Origin of the sequence: Paenibacillus sp. FSL E2-0151, from assembly GCF_037993015.1 — a bacterium.
Classification (GTDB): Bacteria; Bacillota; Bacilli; order Paenibacillales; family Paenibacillaceae; genus Paenibacillus; species Paenibacillus amylolyticus.
The window spans coordinates 6102123-6122842 of sequence record NZ_CP150308.1 but is presented as its reverse complement, the minus strand read 5'-3'; the positions used below and the strand labels follow the sequence as shown (position 1 = coordinate 6122842).

Here is a 20720-nt window from a genome sequence, read left to right as displayed (position 1 = left end):
ATGTGAGAGAGAATACGAACAAGCAATATGGATTAACGCAAGCCCAGCGCCGGATATGGTTCATGGAAATTATGAATCCGGGCACATCCATCACGATGCTTTCCGCGACCTACCAGATTACGGGCGAGATCGACACCAAGCTGCTTGAGCAAGCGGCGGCAGAGATTGTCAAAACCTATGACGCTTTCCGAATCCGCATTAGCGGGGATATGCAAAATCCAACGCAGTGGTTCGAAGAGCTGGAGAATGTCCAAACCAGGATAAGCCACCTCGAAATAGGCACGACCGAACAATTCTATGCTTGGGTGAAAGAAGTAACCGAAAAACCGGCCAGTGTGTTCGACGAACACCTCTACCAATTTACGATGATCCATTTTGCGAACGGCCAAGTATGGCTTAATTTGACTATAAATCATATCATCGCCGATGGCTTGTCCGTCACTGCTTTGCTGCATGCGGTGATGGAAAAATACCTGGAACTTCGCAATGGCATCTTCAGGAGTTACCAGGCCCCATCCTATCTGGATTATATTTCAACTGAGCATGAATATGAGCAATCGCAGCGTTATCAAAAAGGCAAGGAATATTGGCTGACCAAGTACAACACTTTGCCTGAAACGAGCGGCATTAAATCGGTTCCGCCATTCTCGATTGGCAGCGAATCGAATAAACGTTCCATCACTTTGGATGGTTCCCGCTATGACCGCATTCTGGCTTTTAGCGAACAATATCAGGTTAGTTTATATACGTTATTTTTGTCCGGCATGTACGTCTTATTGTATAAGCTGACCGACAGCACCGATGTTCCAGTCGGCACGGTGTTTGCCAATCGCACCAGCAAGAAGGAAAAAGAAACGATCGGTATGTTCGTCAGCACCGTGGCTACGCGGATTAGTCTGAATCCAGTTGGGTCCGTGCTTTCCTTGATCCAAACGGTTTCCAAGGAAAATACGGCGGATCTGCGGCATCAGAAATATCCTTATAACCAATTGATCCAGGATTTACGCGAACAACACGGCCGCAACGATCTTTCGGAGTTGTTCCGCACGTCTCTGGAATATCTGCCTTTGAAAATCGTGGAGTACGAAGAAATCAAGGTACGTCTGGAGGCTCACTTTGCTAGACACGAGATGGACGATCTACTGCTGCGCTTCGACCATATGCTGAATGAAGGCCATGTCATTCTCCATGCTTCCTATCGTACCGGCCTGTTCGAGACGACCGAGATTGATCGCATTATGGAGCAGTATGTAACCGTTTTGGACCAGTTTCTTGAGACTCCCGAACTGCGGGTGCGCGAGATTTCTCTGTTGAGCGATGAGGAGAGACACCGTATTCTGGACGTGTTTAACCCGCCGGTGGCAGCACTGAGCGAGGGAATAGCGTTTCATCGGTATGTCGAAAAGTTTGCCCGAGACATTCCGGATCACCCGGCAGTTGTTTACATGGACAAACAGCTGACTTACGGCGAATTGAACAAACGCGCCGAGCGGCTGGCTGCGCTCCTTCGTGAACAGGGCGTGGGAAGGGAGACGATTACGGGGATCTGGGCGGAGCGCTCGGTGGAACTGCTGGTCGGTGTGCTCGCCGTATGGAAAGCCGGCGGAGCTTATGTACCGCTGGACCCCGATTATCCTGCGGAGCGGATTGAGTACATGCTCAGCGATAGCGAAGCATCGGTGCTGCTTACGCAGCGTCATCTGTTGGAGGGGGCCGGAGGTTGGCTGGCCGATGACCGGCTGAAGCTTCAAGCAGTCTATGCGATGGACGATGAACAGATGTATAACGGGGATACCTCAGCCGTGGAATTTGAATCTGCTGACAGTGCCCCACAAGACTTGGCTTATGTGATTTACACCTCCGGTACGACGGGACGCCCAAAAGGCGTCATGATCGAGCATGGTAGTCTCATGAATACGGCGGATGCGTACCGCCGCGAGTACCGGTTGGATCAGTTCCCGGTGCGGTTGCTGCAACTGGCGAGCTTCTCGTTTGACGTGTTCGTTGGAGACATCGCGCGGACGCTGTATAACGGAGGAACGATGGTAATTGTGCCAAAGGATGACCGGATTGATCCGAACCGCTTATACGGCTGGATTCGGGACCAAAACATTACGGTATTTGAATCGACACCTGCGCTTATCCTACCGTTCATGCAGCATATTTATGAAGAAGGGCTGGACGTCAGCTCCATGCATTTGCTGATTACCAGCTCGGATGCTTGCAGTGTCACCGATTACCGATTGCTGCAGGAAAGATTCGGCGGACAATTCCGCATCATCAACAGCTACGGCGTTACCGAAGCGGCCATTGACAGCAGTTTTTACGATGAGCCGCTGGACAAGCTGCCATTGTTGGGTCATGTGCCGATCGGCAAAGCCTGGCTGAACGCCCGGTTTTACATTGTCGATGCCGGGTTAAAGCCGGTTCCTGTAGGGGTTCCGGGTGAGCTTGTCATCGGCGGCGCCGGGGTGGCGCGCGGGTATTGGAACCGTCCGGACCTAACCACCGAGAAGTTTGCAGACAGCCCGTTTGTGCCTGGAGAACGTCTGTATCGGACAGGAGATTTGGCCCGCTGGCTGGAAGACGGCAACGTTGACTTCATCGGCCGGATCGACTATCAGGTGAAAATTCGCGGGTTCCGGATCGAACTCGGTGAAATTGAAACGACCCTGCTCAGTTTCCCGGGGGTCAAGCAGGCTGTGGTGACTGACCGTACGGATGAGCAGGGGCAAAAGTATTTGTGCGGTTACGTGGCGGGGGATGTTTCCTTGCAGCTGAGCGATCTGCTGTCCCAATTGAAGCAAGAGCTGCCGGCCCATATGGTCCCGGCCCGACTGGTGTCTCTTGATCAGCTTCCGCTCACACCGAATGGCAAGATTGACCGTAAAGCGCTGCCTGAACCGACCGGAGAGATAGAAGCCGGCCGTGAGTATGTGGCTCCTCGCACAACGCTGGAAACAAGACTTGCTCTTATTTGGCAGCAGGTGCTGGGTATTGTGCGAGTTGGAGTCCAAGACGATTTCTTTGACCTGGGTGGTCATTCCTTGCGGGCCTCCGCGCTTGTTTCCAAGATTCGAAAAGAGCTGCAAGTCGAGGTTCCGCTGCGGGACGTTTTCCGCTACACCACGATCGAACAGCTTGCCCAAAGAATTAGCGGTTTAAAGCAGCAGGAAACCTATGAGATTACAAAGGCGGCAGAGACCGAGTACTATCCGGTTTCATCCGAGCAAAAGCGTCTGTACGTCCTGCGCCAGCTTGACGCGGCCGAGCGTAGCTACAATATGTCGGCGGCGCTTCTTCTCGAAGGCAAGCTGGACCGCACGCGCGTAGAGTACGCATTCCGGGCGTTGATTCAGCGCCATGAGACGCTGCGTACCGGGATCGAGCAGGTTCAAGGCGAGCTTGTGCAGCGCATCTATGACGAGGTGGAGTTTGCTGTAGACTATTTCCAGGCGAGCGAGGGAGAAGTGGACCATGTGGTGGAAGCATACTATCACCCGTTTGATCTGACTAAGCCGCCACTTCTTCGCATCGGCCTGATCGAAGTCGCCGAGGATCGCCACATCCTGTTGTTTGATATGCATCACATCGTCTCGGATGGCATCTCGACAGCATTGCTTTTCGACGAGTTCAGCCGCCTGTATCGTGGTGAGGAGCTGGCTCCGTTGCGTATTCAATACAAAGATTATGCCGTTTGGCAGCATTCCGAAGCCTACGGGCAGTTGATCCAGCCGCAGAAGGAGTACTGGCTGGAACAGCTGTCGGGCGAGCTGCCTGTATTGGAACTGCCGACGGACTTCCCGCGGCCTGCGGTGCAAAGTTTTGACGGCCGGACCGTGAAGTTTGATATTGGGAAAGAACGGACGGAAAAGCTGAAAGAACTGGCCGCACGGACGGGCACGACCCTGTACATGGTGCTGTTGTCTGCTTACTCGATCCTTATGCATAAATATTCGGGTCAGGAAGAACTGATCGTGGGAACGCCGATTGCCGGAAGAACGCAAGAAGAAGTGCAGCCAATCGTAGGTATGTTTATCAACACGCTTGCCATTCGCAGCCATCCGGAGCGTTCCAAGCCGTACCTTAAGTACCTGGAAGAAATGAAGGAAATCACACTCGGGGCTTTTGAACACCAAAATTATTTGTTCGAAGATTTGGTGGAAAGTCTTCACATTCCGCGCGCGACCGGCCGGAATCCGCTCTTTGATACGTTCTTCTCCCTGCAAAATACGGAGAATGAGCAAATTGTCATCGAGGGGCTGGAGCAATCGTTTTATCCGTTGGAAAACCGAACGTCTAAGTTCGAGCTGCTTCTGGACATTTCGGAACTGGATGGCCAGCTCGAATGCCGGTTGGAGTACGCTACGGCTTTGTATAAACAGGAGACCGCGGAGCGGTTCGCCAGACATTATGACAAGCTACTCGAAACTATCGCAACAGCGCCGGAAGGGGATATTGCTTCGCTGGAAATGCTAACCGAGCAGGAAATCCGTGAACTGGTGCGCGGTTTTAATGATTCGGAGGCAGACTACCCGCGTCAGCAGACGATTCATGGCTTGTTCGAAGAGCAGGCGAAGCTTTATCCGGATAACGTGGCCGCCGTCATGAATGAGCGGCAGTTGAGCTACCACGAACTGAACGAGCGATCCAACCGCCTTGCGCGTAAGCTGCGGGAGACAGGAGTCGAAGCGGATCAGTTGGTAGCGATTCTGGCCGAACGTTCGCTTGATATGGTCGTCGGCATTCTGGCGATTCTCAAAGCGGGTGGAGCCTACGTGCCTGTCGATCCCGACTACCCGGAGGAACGCATACGCTTCATGATTGAGGATTCGGGCGCACCGTTATTGCTGATTCAAAGGCATTTGCATGAGAAGACCGACTTCGCAGGAACGCGCCTTGAATTGGACGATTTCGTTTGGGGCGACAAAGGGGCGGACTCCGCTGATGCACTGGACGCTTCGAATCTGGAGCCAATTTCTGGCCCGGGTAACTTGGCTTATGTCATCTATACATCGGGAACGACCGGCAAACCCAAAGGCACGTTGATTGAGCATAAAAACGTCGTGCGTCTTTTGTTCAACGACAAGAACCTGTTCGACTTTGGGCCGTCTGATACGTGGACGTTATTCCACTCGTTCTGCTTCGATTTCTCCGTCTGGGAGATGTACGGAGCACTTCTGAATGGAGGAAAGCTGGTTATCGTACCGCCGCTTACGGCAAAAAATCCGGCCGAGTTCCTGGCACTGCTGAGCCGCGAACGGGTCACGATTTTGAACCAGACGCCAACATATTTCTACCAACTGCTGCGTGAGGTTTTAGCAGACCATGCGTACGATCTGCGGATTCGCAACGTCATCTTTGGCGGCGAAGCGCTCAGTCCGTTGTTGCTCAAGGGTTTTAAGACAAAGTACCCGGAGACAAGGCTGATCAATATGTACGGTATTACCGAAACGACGGTTCACGTAACGTATAAGGAAATTACATGGATCGAGATGGAAGCGGCGAAGAGTAATATCGGCAAGCCGATCCCAACGCTGAGCGTGTACGTTCTGGATGAAAACCGCCGCCCTGTACCGATCGGCGTAGCAGGCGAAATGTACGTAGCCGGTGAAGGCCTGGCGAGAGGATACCTGAATCGACCGGATTTGACAGCGGAAAAGTTCGTTGATTCCCCGTTTGCGGAGGGGGGAAAACTGTATCGCTCAGGCGACTTGGCGGCCTGGCTGCCGGACGGCAACATTGAATACCTCGGCCGGATCGACCATCAGGTCAAAATCCGCGGGTACCGGATCGAGCTGGATGAAATCGAGACGCAACTTCTGAACGTGGAGGGCGTGGAAGAAGCGGTGGTGCTCGCCCGTCAGGACAACGAGGGAGAGAAGGCACTTGTTGCCTATTTTGTTGCAGACCGGACGCTGACAGTCAGCGAAATGAGAACCTCGCTGGCACAGGGAATGCCGGGATACATGATCCCGTCGTATTTCGTGCAGCTGGAGCGCATGCCGCTGACGTCTAACGGAAAAGTGGACCGCAAAGCGCTGCCGGAGCCGCAAGGAGGTTTGCAAACGGGCGTCGAATATGTAGCGCCGCGTAACCTTACGGAGTCTCAGCTTGTGAAAATCTGGGAGGAAGTGCTGGGTTACTCCGGCATTGGAGTCCTGGACAATTTCTTCGAGCTCGGAGGGCATTCCTTGCGGGCGACAAATCTTGTCAGCAAGATTCGGAAGGAAATGAACATTGAACTTCCGCTGCGCGATGTGTTCCGCTATATGACGGTAGAATCGATGGCAGAGGTTATTGCCAGCTTGAAAGAATCGCAGCACAGCTCGATTCCAAAAGCGGAAGAGAAAGCGTACTATCCAGTTTCCTCTGCGCAAAAAAGGCTGTATGTCCTGCACCAGCTAGATAGCTCGGAGCTGAATTACAACATCCCGAGCGCCTTGCAATTGAAAGGGGCTTTGAACGAGGCCAAAGTGGAAAAGGCGCTGACTACTTTGGTGGCCCGGCACGATATGCTGCGCACCGGTTTTGAAATCGTGAATGGAGAGCCGGTTCAGCGTATTCATCCGCTCGTAGATTTCAAGGTCGAGAAGCTTCAAGCAAGGAAAGATCAGGTCGCGGCCATTCTGGAAGGCTTCATTCAGCCCTTTGACTTGACCCAGCCGCCTTTGCTGCGCGCCCTGCTGATCATACTTGAGAAAGAGAAATTCCTGCTTGCGCTGGATATGCATCATATTGGTTCCGACGGTCTTTCCATGGACGTGCTGCTACACGAATTTGTGGGGCTTTACAATGGGGAAGAATTGCCGGAGCTGCGGGTTCAATACAAGGATTACGCCGTTTGGCAGCAATCCGACGAGCAATGTCAGCGTATCAAACGGCAGGAGGAATACTGGCGCGGGGTATTCAGCTCCGAGCTTCCGGTTCTTGAGCTGCCTCTTGATTTTTCCCGCCCAGCCGTCCGGCAGTTTGACGGTCAAACGCTCACGTTTGCGCTGGATGCGGAGAAAAGCGAAGCTCTAAAACGGCTTGCCGGAGATTCGGGGGCGACGCTGTACATGCTTCTGCTGGCTGCTTACTCCGTATTGCTTCATAAATACGCGGGACAGGAAGATATCGTAGTCGGCACTCCGATTGCCGCTCGTTCTCACGCCGACCTGCAACCGATTATCGGCATGTTTGTCAATACGCTGGCCCTTCGCTTGGGTCCGACGGCAGAGCAGACGTTCCTGGATTACTTGCAGGATGTGAAGGAAACGACGATTGGAGCCTACGAGCACCAGGACTATCCGTTCGAGGAGCTGGTGGAAGCTCTTCAGGTGAGCCGGAATTTAAGCCGGAATCCGCTGTTTGACACCATATTTTCTTTGCAAAAGCACGAAAGCCTGGATTTAGCCCTAGAAGGCTTGCAATGGTCGCTGTTTGACATCGAGGAAAAGAGAGCAAAGTTTGATCTTAGCCTGGATATCGTGGAAGAGGGTAACGAGTTGGTTTGCAAGATCGAGTACGCTACCTCGTTGTTTAAACAGGAAACGATGGTACGGCTGGCGGGTCATTACGAGCAGCTTTTGGCATCGATCCTGGCTCAGCCGGGTGCGAGGATCTCGGATTTGAATATCTTGAAGGATAGCGAAAAGCATGATTTGCTGGTCGGGTTTGCCGTGTCGTCTTCGACTCTGGCGAAGCAATCCGCCTCAGAGGGTCCAGGCTTGGAAGTGGATGAGTCGTGGAGAGAGAGAACGATCCACGAGCTGTTCGAGGAGCAAGCAGAGCAAACGCCGGAGCAAGTGGCCGTTGTCTATGAGGACAGCAGCCTGACTTACCGGGAGTTGAACGAGCGGGCGAACCGGCTGGCGAGATCCTTGCGTGCCTCTGGCGCACAGGCCGATCAGCCGATCGCGATCATGGCCGAGCGCTCGCTGGAGATGATCGTGGGCATCTATGCGATCTTGAAGGCCGGGGGCGCCTACGTGCCGATCGACCCGCAATTCCCGCTGGAGCGCATCCGCTACATGCTCGAAGATTCGGGCGCTAGGCTGCTGCTGATTCAGAGCCATTTGCGGGAAAGCGCGTCATTTGCCGGGACAGAGCCACTTGGCGGTCTATCGCTCGTCGATCTGAACGATCCATTCGCGTATGACGAAGACGGCTCGAACCTGGAGCCAGCGAGCGGACCGGAGCACTTGGCCTACGTCATTTACACATCGGGCTCGACAGGCAACCCCAAGGGCGTCATGGTGGAGCACCGTCCGGTGATCAACCGGCTGTTGTGGATGCAGAATGCTTATCCGATTGACTCCAGGGATACGATTCTGCAAAAGACGGCGATCACCTTCGACGTTTCCGTGTGGGAGCTGTTTTGGTGGGCTTGGACGGGGGCCAAAGTTTGCTTGTTGCCGCCGGGCGGAGAGAAGAATCCCGAGACGATTCTGGACACGATCGAACGGCAAGCCGTCACCACGATGCACTTTGTGCCGTCGATGCTGCACGCCTTCCTCGAATATGTCGAGCGTCAGCCGAGCGAAGATCTGGGTAACAAGCTGTCTTCGCTGAAACGGGTGTTTGCAAGCGGGGAAGCGCTGGCGACATCGCATGTGAGCCGGTTCTGGCAGTGGATTTCGTCATCCGTGAATCAAGCGCAGCTGATCAACCTTTATGGGCCTACGGAAGCGACGGTTGATGTCTCGTACTACGATTGCGGACCGGAAGAGGCGTATGTATCGGTGCCGATCGGCAAGCCGATCTCGAACATCCGGCTGCATATTGTCAAGGAAGGGACGACAGCGCTACAGCCGGTCGGCGTGCCGGGCGAGCTGTGCATCGCGGGCGAAGGTCTGGCTAGAGGCTACTTGAACCGTCCCGAGCTGACCGCGGAGAAATTCGTAGAATGTCCGTTTGCGCCGGGCGGGCGGATGTACCGGACGGGCGATCTGGCCAGATGGCTGCCGGACGGCAACATCGAGTATATGGGCCGGATCGACCATCAGGTGAAAATCCGCGGGTACCGGATCGAACTCGGCGAGGTGGAGGCGCAGGTCCTGAAAGCGGCGTCCGTCCAAGAGGGGGTTGTCATCGCCAGAGAGGACGAAGCCGGTCAGAAGCAGCTCTGCGCGTACTTCGTGGCGGACAAGCCGCTTGCGGCGAGCGAGCTGCGAAGCGCGCTGGCGGAGGATCTGCCTGCGTACATGATTCCGTCCTACTTCGTGCAGCTGGAGCGGATGCCCCTCACACACAGCGGGAAGCTCGACCGCAAGGCGCTGCCCGCACCGGAAAGCAGTATGCTCGTTGAAACGGAATACGTGGCGCCCCGGACGGCGGCGGAGCAGACGTTGGTTGCGGTGTGGCAAAAGGTGCTGGGAACGGGTCGTCCGATCGGCGTGATGGACAATTTCTTCGAGCTCGGTGGGGATTCAATTAAATCGATCCAGGTGTCGTCCAGGCTATATCAGGCCGGGTACAAGCTGGAAATTAAGCATTTGTTCAAATATCCGACCGTAGCGGAATTAAGCCCGTATCTCCAGTCGGTCTTAAGACGCGCCGATCAGGTGGCAGCTACGGGAGAGACGGGGCTGACGCCGATTCAGCGCTGGTTCTTCGAGCAGTCGTTCACCGAGCTGCACCACTTTAACCAGGCGGTGATGCTGTACCGGGAGGAAGGCTATGATGAAGCTGCGCTTCGTCAGGCCGTGCGGAAGCTGGCCGAGCATCACGATGCGCTGCGCCTCGTCTTCAGCCGGACCGAGAGCGGGTATGCGGCATGGAACCGGGGCATCGCGGAAAGCGATGGCGAGCTCTACAGCCTGGAAGTGATCGATTTCCGCGGAATGACGGACTGCGCGCAGGCGATCGAAGCCAAGGCGAACGAGCTTCAGCGCAGCATTGACCTGCAGGTAGGGCCTTTGCTGAAGCTCGGCTTGTTCCGCTGTGCGGATGGAGATCATCTGCTGATCGCGATCCACCACTTGGTCGTAGACGGCGTATCCTGGCGGATTCTGCTTGAGGATTTTGCTGCCGGCTATGAGCAGGCGCTGCAAGGGCAGCTGATCCGTCTGCCGCTCAAAACGGATTCATTCCAAACGTGGGCGAAACAGCTCGCTGATTATGCGAACGGTCCGGCGATGGAAAGCGAGAGAGCGTATTGGCAGCATATCGAGCAATTGACCTATGAGCCGCTTCCGAAAGATTTTGAACAAGGCACATCCAAGCTGAAGGACAGCAGGCTCGTGACCGTCCGCTGGACGGCGGAGGAAACCGAACAGCTGCTGAAGCAGGCACACCGTGCTTACCATACGGAAATGAACGATTTGTTGCTTGCCGCGCTTGGCCTCGCGGTACAAGCTTGGAGCGGTCGGGAACGCGTGCTGGTGAATCTCGAAGGCCACGGTCGGGAAGAACTTTTGCCGGATGTGGACATTACACGCACGGTAGGCTGGTTTACAAGCCAATTCCCTGTCGTTCTGGAGCCGGGTCACGTCCAGGCGCTCGGTCATCAGGTGAAACAGGTGAAAGAAAACTTGCGCCGCATTCCGAACAAAGGAATCGGCTACGGCATCCTGCGTTATTTGTCGGCGCCGCATGACGGCGAGCGCTTTGCTTTAGAGCCGGAGATCAGTTTTAACTATCTGGGTCAGTTCGACCAGGATTACGAAAGCAGCGGCTCGCAGCCTTCTCCGTTCAGTCCGGGCTCCGATTCAAGCCCGAATGCTGTGATGAATTATGTCCTCGATATCAACGGCGTGGTATCGGAAGGCGTGTTGGAACTTACGATCCGTTATGGGGAAACCCAGTATCAACGGGAGACTGTTGAGCGCCTGGGCACCCTGCTTCAATCGAGTTTGCGTGAAGTCATCAGCCATTGCGTATCGAAAGAGCGGCCGGAGCTTACACCTAGTGACGTACTGCTTCAAGATGTGACGGTGGAGGAACTGGAGCGGCTGTCAGAACATACGACGGCACTCGGCGAACTGGAGAATGTATACACCCTGACTCCGCTGCAAAAAGGGATGTTGTTCCACAGCTTGCTGGATGCCGATTCGGAAGCTTACTTCGAACAGGTGACCTTCGATCTGTATGGAAGCCTGAATGTGGAAGCCTTCACCCGCGGATTGGATACGCTGGTACAGCGAAATGAGGCGCTGCGGACCAATTTTATTACCGGCTGGAGAGACGAGCCGATTCAAGTGGTATTCCGCGAGCGGAAGTGTGAAGTGTACTTTGAAGATATTCGCTCGGCAAGAGATGAACACCCGGAGAAGACGATAGCCGATTTTGTCAGCGCGGATAAAGCGAACAAGTTCGATTTGGCCCAAGGCTCGCTGATGCGCGTTACAGTTTTGCGTACGGGCGACGAGTCCTACCAAGTGATCTGGAGTCACCATCACATTTTGTTGGACGGCTGGTGCATGTCTTTAATGATCAAGGAAGTGTTCGACACCTACTTCGCGTTCCAGGAGCAACGGACGCTGGAGCTTCCTCCGGTTACCTCGTACTCTCGGTATATCGAATGGCTGGAAGCTCAAGATGCCGCAAAAGCTTCGGGTTACTGGTCGGAGTATTTGGCGGGTTACGATCAGCAGACCAAGCTGCCGCAGGAGAGAACGCAGGTGAAACAGCATACTTTTGAAATGGCTGAGATCGATGTGGAACTCAGCAAGGAACTGACTGGGCAAATCGAGCGGGTGGCGCGCCAGCATCAGGTGACGCTTAATACATTCATGCAGACCGTATGGGGACTGGTTCTGCAGGTATACAACAACAGCGATGATGTTGTATTTGGCTCCGTCGTATCCGGGCGTCCAGCGGAGATTCCGGGTATCGAAAGCATGATCGGTCTGTTTATTAATACGATCCCCGTCCGTATTCAAGGTAAAGCCGAGGAGACGGTAGCCGATATTTTGAGAAAAACCCAGGATCAAGCGCTGACATCGGGAGCTTACGAAACGTTCCCGCTGTTCGAAATTCAGTCGCTGAGCGAGCAAAAGCGCGACTTGATCAACCATATTATGGTCTTTGAAAATTATCCGATGGAAGAACAGATTGAGCAGGTTGTCGGCGGAGGCCAAGAAGCGCTGAAAATCGCTAATATCCAATCGCCGGAACAAACGAACTACGATCTGGACATTACGGTCATTCCGGAAGAGCGTATTTTGCTTCGGTTTACGTACAACGCACTGACGTTCAGAGAACATGACATCAGGCAGATCCACGGTCATTTTGCCCGTGCATTGGAGCAGGTTGCGGCTAATCCGAATGTTCGTGTACATGAGTTAGAGCTTTTGACGGCGGCGGAAAAAGAAGAAATTGTCGGCGCGTTTAATCCGGTGCAGCCGGAAATGGCTCCTGTTGCAGCGTTCCATCGACTGTTCGAGGAACAGGCGGAACGCACGCCGGAAGCGGAGGCCATCGTATACGAGAACGATCGGCTGACGTATGCGGAGCTGAACGAGCGGGCGAACCGCCTGTCGACCACGCTACGTGCAAGCGGAATAGGCCGGGAGACCATCGTTGGCATTCTCGCCGAGCGTTCGGTCGATTTGCTGGTGGCCGTGATGGCCGTCTGGAAAGCGGGAGGGGCGTATGTACCGCTTGACCCGGATTATCCGGCGGACCGCGTGCGGTTCATGCTGGAAGACAGCGGAGCGAAGGTACTGCTGACACAAACGCTGCTGCGAGAGCGTGCCGAATTCTGGCTCGGCGAAGAGGAACTAGCACTGGAGAAGGTGCTGTATCTCGATGACGAAACGTCATACAGCGAAGATCGAGCGAATGCACCAATGGACTTCGGCCAAGGCTCCAGCATGGTTTCAGGTCTGATCTCCAGCGAGCTGACGGGTGCTGTGAACGACCGTAATGAGAGCCATCCAAATGATGTTGATGTTGTGGGCATGGACAGCTTCCATGAAGCCCGTCCTGAGGACTTGGCGTATGTCATCTACACGTCGGGAACGACGGGCAAGCCAAAAGGCGTGATGATTGAGCACCGCAGTCTAGTGAACACGGCGGCGGGTTACCGGCGGGAATACCGGTTGGATCAGTTCCCGGTAAGGCTGTTGCAGCTCGCCAGCTTCTCGTTTGACGTATTCGTGGGCGATATCGCGCGGACGTTGTACAACGGCGGCACGATGGTCATTGTACCGAAGGACGATCGGATTGATCCGTCTCGTCTGCACTACTGGATAGAGCGGGAGCGAGTGTCGATCTTTGAATCAACGCCGGCACTGATCGTGCCGTTTATGGAATACGTGCATGAGCAGGGGCTAGAGTTAAGCAGTATGGAGCTGTTGATTACAAGCTCGGACAGCTGCAGTGTGGCAGATTACCGGACCTTACAGGAACGGTTTGGCTCGTTGTTCCGCATCATCAACGCCTACGGCGTGACGGAAGCGGCAATTGACTCCAGTTTCTATGACGAGCAGTTGGCGAAACTGCCGCAGACAGGCCATGTGCCGATTGGCAAAGCGTGGTTGAATGCGAAGTTTTACATCGTGGATGCACATCTGAACCCGGTGCCAGTCGGCGTGCTGGGCGAATTGGTTATCGGCGGAGTCAGTGTGGCGCGCGGGTACTTGAACCGTCCAGAGCTGACGGATGAGAAGTTTGTAGACAGTCCTTTCACCGCTGGTGAGCGACTGTATCGCACAGGAGACTTGGCGCGGTGGATGGAGGACGGCAACGTGGACTTCATCGGGCGGATCGATAACCAGGCAAAAATCCGGGGCTACCGGATCGAGACGGGCGAAGTCGAAGCAAAGTTGCTGAGTGTAGGTGGCGTGAAGGAAGCGGTCGTTGTTGTCAGGGAAGATCAAGAAGGGCAGAAAGCGTTGTGCGCTTATTATACAGTGGAAAAAGGCTTGACGGCGGCAGATGTGAAACGGGCGATCTCCAGCGAGCTACCGGGATACATGATTCCGTCGTATTTCGTCGAACTGGAGCAATTGCCTCTAACGCCAAATGGGAAAATTGACCGGAAGGCGCTGCCAGCGCCGGAAGGGGGAGCAGGCGGAGGCCGCGAATACGTGGCACCGCGCACCGAACTGGAGGCAACACTGGCCGTCATTTGGCAGGAAGTGCTTGTTCGGGAGAAGGCGGTAGGCGTAACGGACAACTTCTTCGACCTCGGAGGACACTCCCTGCGGGCGACAACACTTGTCAGCAAAATGCATAAGGAGCTGGGCGCCCAATTCCCGCTTCGCGACGTATTCCGCTACTCGACAGTTGAGGAAATGGCTGTGGCTATGGAGCATTTGGAGATCGGCTCGTTTATGGCTATTCCGGCTGCGGAACCTAGCGAGTATTATCCGCTCTCTTCTGCGCAGAAACGTCTCTATATCTTGAACCAGCTGGAAGGAGGCGAGCTGAGCTACAACATACCAGGAGCTATGCTGCTCGAAGGGCAGCTCAACCGGCAGCAGTTTGAAGAAGCATTCCGCGGGCTTGTAGCTCGTCATGAAACGCTGCGTACCGGCTTTGAGATGGTTGAGGGCGAAGCGGTTCAGCGGATTTACGAAGAAGTCACCTTCCAGGTGGAATATGTGCAGATCAGCGGGGAGCAGGCGGAAGAAACGGTGCGCCAATTTGTTCGTGCGTTTGATCTAGCGAAGCCGCCACTTCTGCGGGTGGGCATTGCCGAACTCGCGCCGGACCGGCACATCCTGATGTTCGATACACATCATATCGTATCGGACGGCGTTTCAATGGACGTACTGATCGAAGAGTTTGTGCACTTGTACAGTGGGGAGCCGCTCAAGCCACTCCGCATTCAGTACAAAGATTATGCAGTATGGCAGCAATCGGACGAGCAGAAAACGCAGCTTGCCAAGCAGGAAGCCTACTGGATTGACATGTTCCGCGGAGAACTGCCAGTTCTGGAAATGCCGACGGACTATCCGCGCCCGGCTATGCAGAGCTATGAGGGCCGCACGCTGCAATTGTTTATGAATATTGAGAAAAGCGAAGGTCTGAAACGGCTTGCAGCTGAAAACGGCGCAACGCTTTACATGGTTTTGCTTGCGGCATATAACGTGCTCCTGCATAAATATTCAGGTCAGGAAGACGTGGTGGTAGGTACGCCGATTGCGGGCAGAAATCATAGCGACGTTCAACCGCTGATCGGGATGTTCGTTAATACTTTGGCCATCCGAAGTTACCCGGCTGCCGGTAAAACGTTCCTTGACTACTTGAAGGAGATCAAGGAGACAACGCTGAGTGCTTTTGAACATCAGAATTATCCGTTTGAGGAACTGGTGGATAAGGTAAACGTGGCTCGTGATCTACGCCGTCATCCACTGTTCGATACGATGTTTGCTTTGCAGAATACAGAAAATGTGGAAATCCAGCTTCCGGGACTGCATTTGTCGACGTATGCCAGCGAAGAAATTGTTTCCAAATTCGATCTCAGCTTGGACGTTACGGAGATTGAGGACGGCTTGGAATATCTGTTTGAATACGCCACAGCTCTATACAAAACCGAAACGGTGGAGAAATTGGCTGTTCACTACTTGCAGCTGCTTGAATCCATTCTCTGCAACCCGTCGGCGACTATTGCCGAGCTGAACTTGTTAACGGCAGAGGAAAAAGAGCAGATTGTCGGCGCGTTTAACCCTGCGCAACCGGAAGAGGCTCTTATGGCAGCGTTCCATCGACTGTTCGAGGAACAGGCGGAACACACGCCGGAAGCCGAAGCTGTCGTTTACGAAAACGATCGGCTGACGTATGCGGAGCTGAACGAGCGGGCGAACCGCCTGTCGGCCACGCTGCGCACAAGCGGCATCGGCCGGGAGTCAATCGTTGGCATTCTCGCCGAGCGTTCGGTGGACCTGTTGGTGGCCGTGCTGGCCGTCTGGAAAGCAGGCGGGGCGTATGTACCCCTCGACCCGGATTATCCGGCAGACCGTGTGCGGTTCATGCTCGAAGACAGCGGAGCGAAGGTGCTGCTGACGCAAACGCCGCTGCGAGAGCGTGCCGAAGCCTGGCTCGGTGAAGAGGAACTGGCACTGGCGACGGTGCTGTATCTCGACGACGAAACGTCATACAGCGAGGAACGAAGCAATGTGCCAATGGACTTTGGCCAAGGCTCCAACAGTGCTCCCGATCGAGTCAACGGCAAGCTAACGGGGGCTGTGAACGGTGGTGGCGAGAGTCATCCAAATGATGTTGATGTTGTCGGTATGGACAGCTTCCATGAAGCCCGTCCGGAGGATCTGGCGTACGTCATCTACACGTCGGGAACGACGGGCAAGCCAAAAGGCGTGATGATCGAGCATCGCAGCCTAGTGAACACGGCAGCGGGCTACCGACGGGAATACCGGTTGGATCAGTTCCCGGTGCGACTGTTGCAACTCGCAAGCTTCTCGTTTGATGTTTTCGTGGGCGATATCGCACGCACGTTGTATAACGGAGGCACCATGGTCATTGTACCGAAGGACGACCGGATTGATCCGTCTCGTCTGCACCACTGGATAGAGCAGGAGCAAGTGACGATCTTTGAATCAACACCAGCACTAATCGTGCCGTTTATGGAATACGTGCATGAGCAGGGGCTAAAGTTAAGCGGTATGGAGCTGTTGATCACAAGCTCGGACAGCTGCAGTGTAGCGGATTACCGTACCTTGCAGGAGCGGTTTGGCTCGTCGTTCCGCATCATTAACGCCTATGGTGTGACGGAAGCGGCAATTGACTCCAGTTTCTATGACGAAGAATTGGCGAAACTGCCGCAGACAGGCCATGTGCCGATTGGCAAAGCGTGGTTGAATGCGAAGTTTTACATCGTGGATGCACATCTAAATCCTGTTCCAGTCGGTGTGTTGGGCGAACTGGTCATCGGCGGCGTTGGGGTAGCACGTGGGTACTTGAACCGCCCCGAGCTGACGGAAGAGAAGTTTGTAGATAGTCCGTTTATCGTAGGTGAGCGACTGTACCGCACAGGAGATTTGGCGCGGTGGATGGAGGACGGCAACGTGGATTTCATCGGCCGGATCGACAATCAAGCGAAAATCCGGGGCTACCGGATCGAAACGGGTGAGATTGAGTCGCAGCTGCTGCGGGTGGTAGGTATACGCGAAGCGGTGGTGCTGGTTCGAAGTGATGCGAACGAGCAAAAGGCGCTGTGCGCATACTACACAATGGATATCGATCTGACGGCAGCCGACCTGAAACGAGCGATCTCCAGCGAGCTGCCGGGTTACATGATCCCGTCGTACTTTGTGGAGCTGGAGCATTTACCTCTTACACCAAACGGGAAAATCGACCGGAAAGCGCTGCCGGCGCCGGAAGAGGGAGCAAGTGCAGGGCGCGAATACGTGGCGCCGCGCACCGATCTGGAGACGAAACTGGTCTCCATCTGGCAGGACGTGCTTGGGTCAGTTACGATTGGTGTGACGGACAACTTCTTCGACCTCGGCGGTCACTCGCTACGGGCGACGACGCTGGTCAGCAAGGTGCACAAGGAGCTGCACGTGGACCTGCCACTGCGCGATGTATTCCGGTACTCGACTATTGAAGCGATGGCTGAAGTGATTAGCCGATTGGAGCAGCAGGAGTTTCTTTCCATTCCGGTTCTGGATAAAAGGGAGTATTATCCGCTTTCCTCTGTGCAAAAGCGGCTGTACATCCAGCAGCAGATGGAAGGGGCCGAGCTTAGTTACAACATGTCCGGCATGACGGTTCTCGTCGGGCGCTTGGAGCGGAATCAATTCGAGGCGGCGCTCAAAGGATTAATCGCTCGTCACGAAGTTTTGCGAACCGGCTTCGAAATGGTCGACGGCGAACCGTTACAACGGATTTATTCGGACTTGGAGTTTGCCGTCGAGTATACAAAGGCGACGGAAAGTGAAACGAAAAGCATTGCGGATGCCTTTGTACGTGTCTTTGATTTGGAGCGGCCGCCGCTGCTGCGTGTGGGCTTAGTTGAATGGGAAGCGGAACGTCATCTGCTTATGCTGGACATTCATCATATCGTCACGGATGGCATGTCGATGGGTATCTTCATCGAAGAGCTGCTACGCCTGTATAACGGTGAGACGCTGGAACCGCTTCGGATTCAATACAAGGAATTTGCCACTTGGCAGCAGTCCGAACCTGTAAAAGAACGGCTGAAACGCCAGGAAGCCTACTGGCTGGACATGCTGGAAGGTGAACTGCCAACGCTTGAGCTACCTACGGACTTTGTCAGACCTGCCGCTCGCAGCTTTGAGGGAGATGAGTTGCCTTTCAGTATCGACAAGCAGATGACTGACAACTTGCAGCGCATTGCCGATGAGAACGGTGCTACCCTATATATGGTGTTATCGGCGGCCTATTCAATCCTGCTCAGCAAGTACTCGGGACAAGAAGACTTCATTGTAGGCACACCGGTTTCAGGCCGCACACATGCCGACCTGGAGCCGCTCATCGGAATGTTTGTCAACACGTTGGCGATTCGTCATTATCCATCCGGGGAGAAGACGTTCCTTGTTTACTTGAACGAAGTCAAAGAAACGATGCTGGGGGCCTACGACCACCAGGATTATCCGTTTGAAGAGCTTGTGAAAAAGCTGCAGGTGCCGCGAGATCAAAGCCGCAATCCTGTATTTGATGTCATGTTTGCACTGGAAACGAAGGAAGATAACGTTCAAAGCTTCGGGGATATCCAGATCGAATCTTATCCGGAAACGCATGCGGTTGCTCAATTTGACCTTACCTTGGTCATTTCGTTGCTGGATGAGGGAATGAACGGGCAGTTTGAATATGCGACGAAGTTGTTTACGCGCAATCTGATCGACAATTTCGCTCAGGACTTGCTCGTGATTATCAACCAAATTGGCGAACAACCTTCGGTGATGTTAAAGGATATTTCCCTGAACGGCCAAACTGAACAGGAGCAAGATGAGCTAGAGGCTATTGATATTATTTTCTAATTCTTAGAAGAAATTGCCAATCGTTGCAGACGAGTTTAAAGTCAAGTCATAGAAGCCGAGTGAAGTCAGGATCATATTCCTGAGTTCATTCGGCTTTTTTAGTTGTTCTCCTTTAATTAGATACAATGGAGTATAGGCCGTCCTGTATACGCAGATTACCGGGCTGCCCAGTGTCCACCTTCACTTCCGTAGCAAATACACCAGGCATGCGTCCGTCTGGGAACCAGGGCAACTGTTTATCAATGACAATAAACATGCCTTCTGCATCACCCGTGGGGGAGAATTGTTTTCCGTCTCCGGCAAATGGTTCAAGTTGATAATGCTCATTCAATGTGTTCATCGTCTCAGGGACATCATCGACAGGCAGACCGATTTCACTAATACATAACAGATGCTTCGCTTCGAAAGCTTCATCAACTCCATTATCGAGTGAATGGTGAGCGATAAATTCCATCAAGTTGCCGCTTGGATCATAAAAATAGAAGGCTGTTGCATCCCAGTAGGGGAAATAGAATTCATCTTGTCCATCTTTGGATAGCAATGAAATGTTACGGTCTTGAGCCCATCTTTTTGCATCAGCAAGTTTATTCGTTGGAATCGTAAATGCTACATGATAGTAGGGCTTTTCTTGTTCTGGCGCCTTCTTGAAAGAGAGGACCGAGTTCCCCGCACGGAATGAAACGCATGTTGCATTATCCTCCACAAGATCCAGTTCCAGTAGTGTACCGTAAAACTCTTTTATGGCCTCGACCTGATGTGTCAACAAACCTACTTCTCTTATTTTCATTTCAAAATCCTCCTTTTAAACTCACCTTTGATTGAAATACTCGATTGTTTTCTCAATAAATGCCTTGGCCGATTGCGTCAGGTAACGGTCGGACCGATGGATGATCTCAAAGTGTCGGTATGGCGGATCGTCTGTAATTCGGATGCAACGTAGCGTGGGCTCATTCATGGCTTTGATCAGAGGATAAGGCAGCAGTGTTCCTCCAACGTTGGCTTTGACCAAGCTAATGATGGAGGTTGCCGAACTGGTCTCCATGATGGTATTTAGGGTGAATCCATATTTACGGCAATAGCCATCGACCAATTCTCTGCCTGTAAATCCTTCGGGGAACATCACCGTTTGGATATCACGCAACTCCTGAATTTCAATTGTGCTTCGTTCAGCCCAATCATGATTCTCGGATACGACCAGTACATATTCTTCACTGCACAAAGGAATGCGTACAAGCCGCCTATCAGGGGCAGACGTGATCTCGATGCCGATGTCGACTTCATTTTCCAACACTTGATTTACGACATAGATCGAAGAGATAACCTTCAATTGCACCTTGGGGAATCGGGCATGAAAATCAACGAGTAACGGAGTGATACGGTAATCCAAATCCGACGGAAGAACACCAATAACCAATCGTCCCCGCTGATCATTCCGAAATTCAGCTAGCGCATCCTGGGTATTCTGTAAATGCCGGATCATCTGTACACAGTGCTCCAGAAACAGAGTACCTGCCTGGGTCATCACAATCTTTTTGCCGACGCGGTCAAACAAAGGAACACCAAGTTCATCTTCCAACCCACGTATTTGTTGACTCAACGTAGGTTGAGATATGCCAAGTTTCTCAGCTGCCCGTGTAAAATGAAGCTCCTCACACACTGTAATAAAGTTTTCCATTTGACGAATCTCCATGAATTCACCTCTAATCATTGGTTTTATTAATCATTTTAATAGAAACAATAGTATTGTTCAATCATTATAATGATCCTATACTTAATCGTGCAACACTCAAAGATCCTGACATTAACAAATAGGATCTTTGGTGA

General features: G+C 53.4%; 3 protein-coding genes. 1 reads left to right on the top strand and 2 read right to left on the bottom strand.

The window, feature by feature from the left end; all coding sequences use genetic code 11:
* Positions 1-2: 2 nt before the first annotated feature.
* On the top strand, positions 3-18896 hold the full coding sequence (locus tag MHI55_RS27255; RefSeq protein ID WP_340387683.1) for a non-ribosomal peptide synthase/polyketide synthase: 18894 nt from the start codon (positions 3-5) through the stop codon (positions 18894-18896).
* A gap of 112 nt (positions 18897-19008) precedes the next feature.
* On the opposite strand, the gene MHI55_RS27250 is transcribed toward MHI55_RS27255, so the two are convergent.
* Together MHI55_RS27250 and MHI55_RS27245 are read right to left on the bottom strand one after the other, a co-directional pair.
* Positions 19009-19683 (bottom strand): VOC family protein, encoded by a 675-nt coding sequence (locus MHI55_RS27250; protein ID WP_340387681.1) that lies wholly within the window; start codon positions 19681-19683, stop codon positions 19009-19011.
* A 21-nt stretch (positions 19684-19704) separates the two neighbouring features.
* Positions 19705-20586, bottom strand: coding sequence for a LysR family transcriptional regulator (locus MHI55_RS27245; RefSeq protein ID WP_083684888.1), 882 nt, complete (start codon positions 20584-20586; stop codon positions 19705-19707).
* Positions 20587-20720: the final 134 nt, after the last annotated feature.

Coding starts and splice junctions, on each gene's coding strand:
- MHI55_RS27250 (WP_340387681.1), bottom strand. CDS start 19,683: ATGAAAATAAGAGAAGTAGGTTTGTTGACACATCAGGTCGAGGCCATA.
- MHI55_RS27245 (WP_083684888.1), bottom strand. CDS start 20,586: ATGGAGATTCGTCAAATGGAAAACTTTATTACAGTGTGTGAGGAGCTT.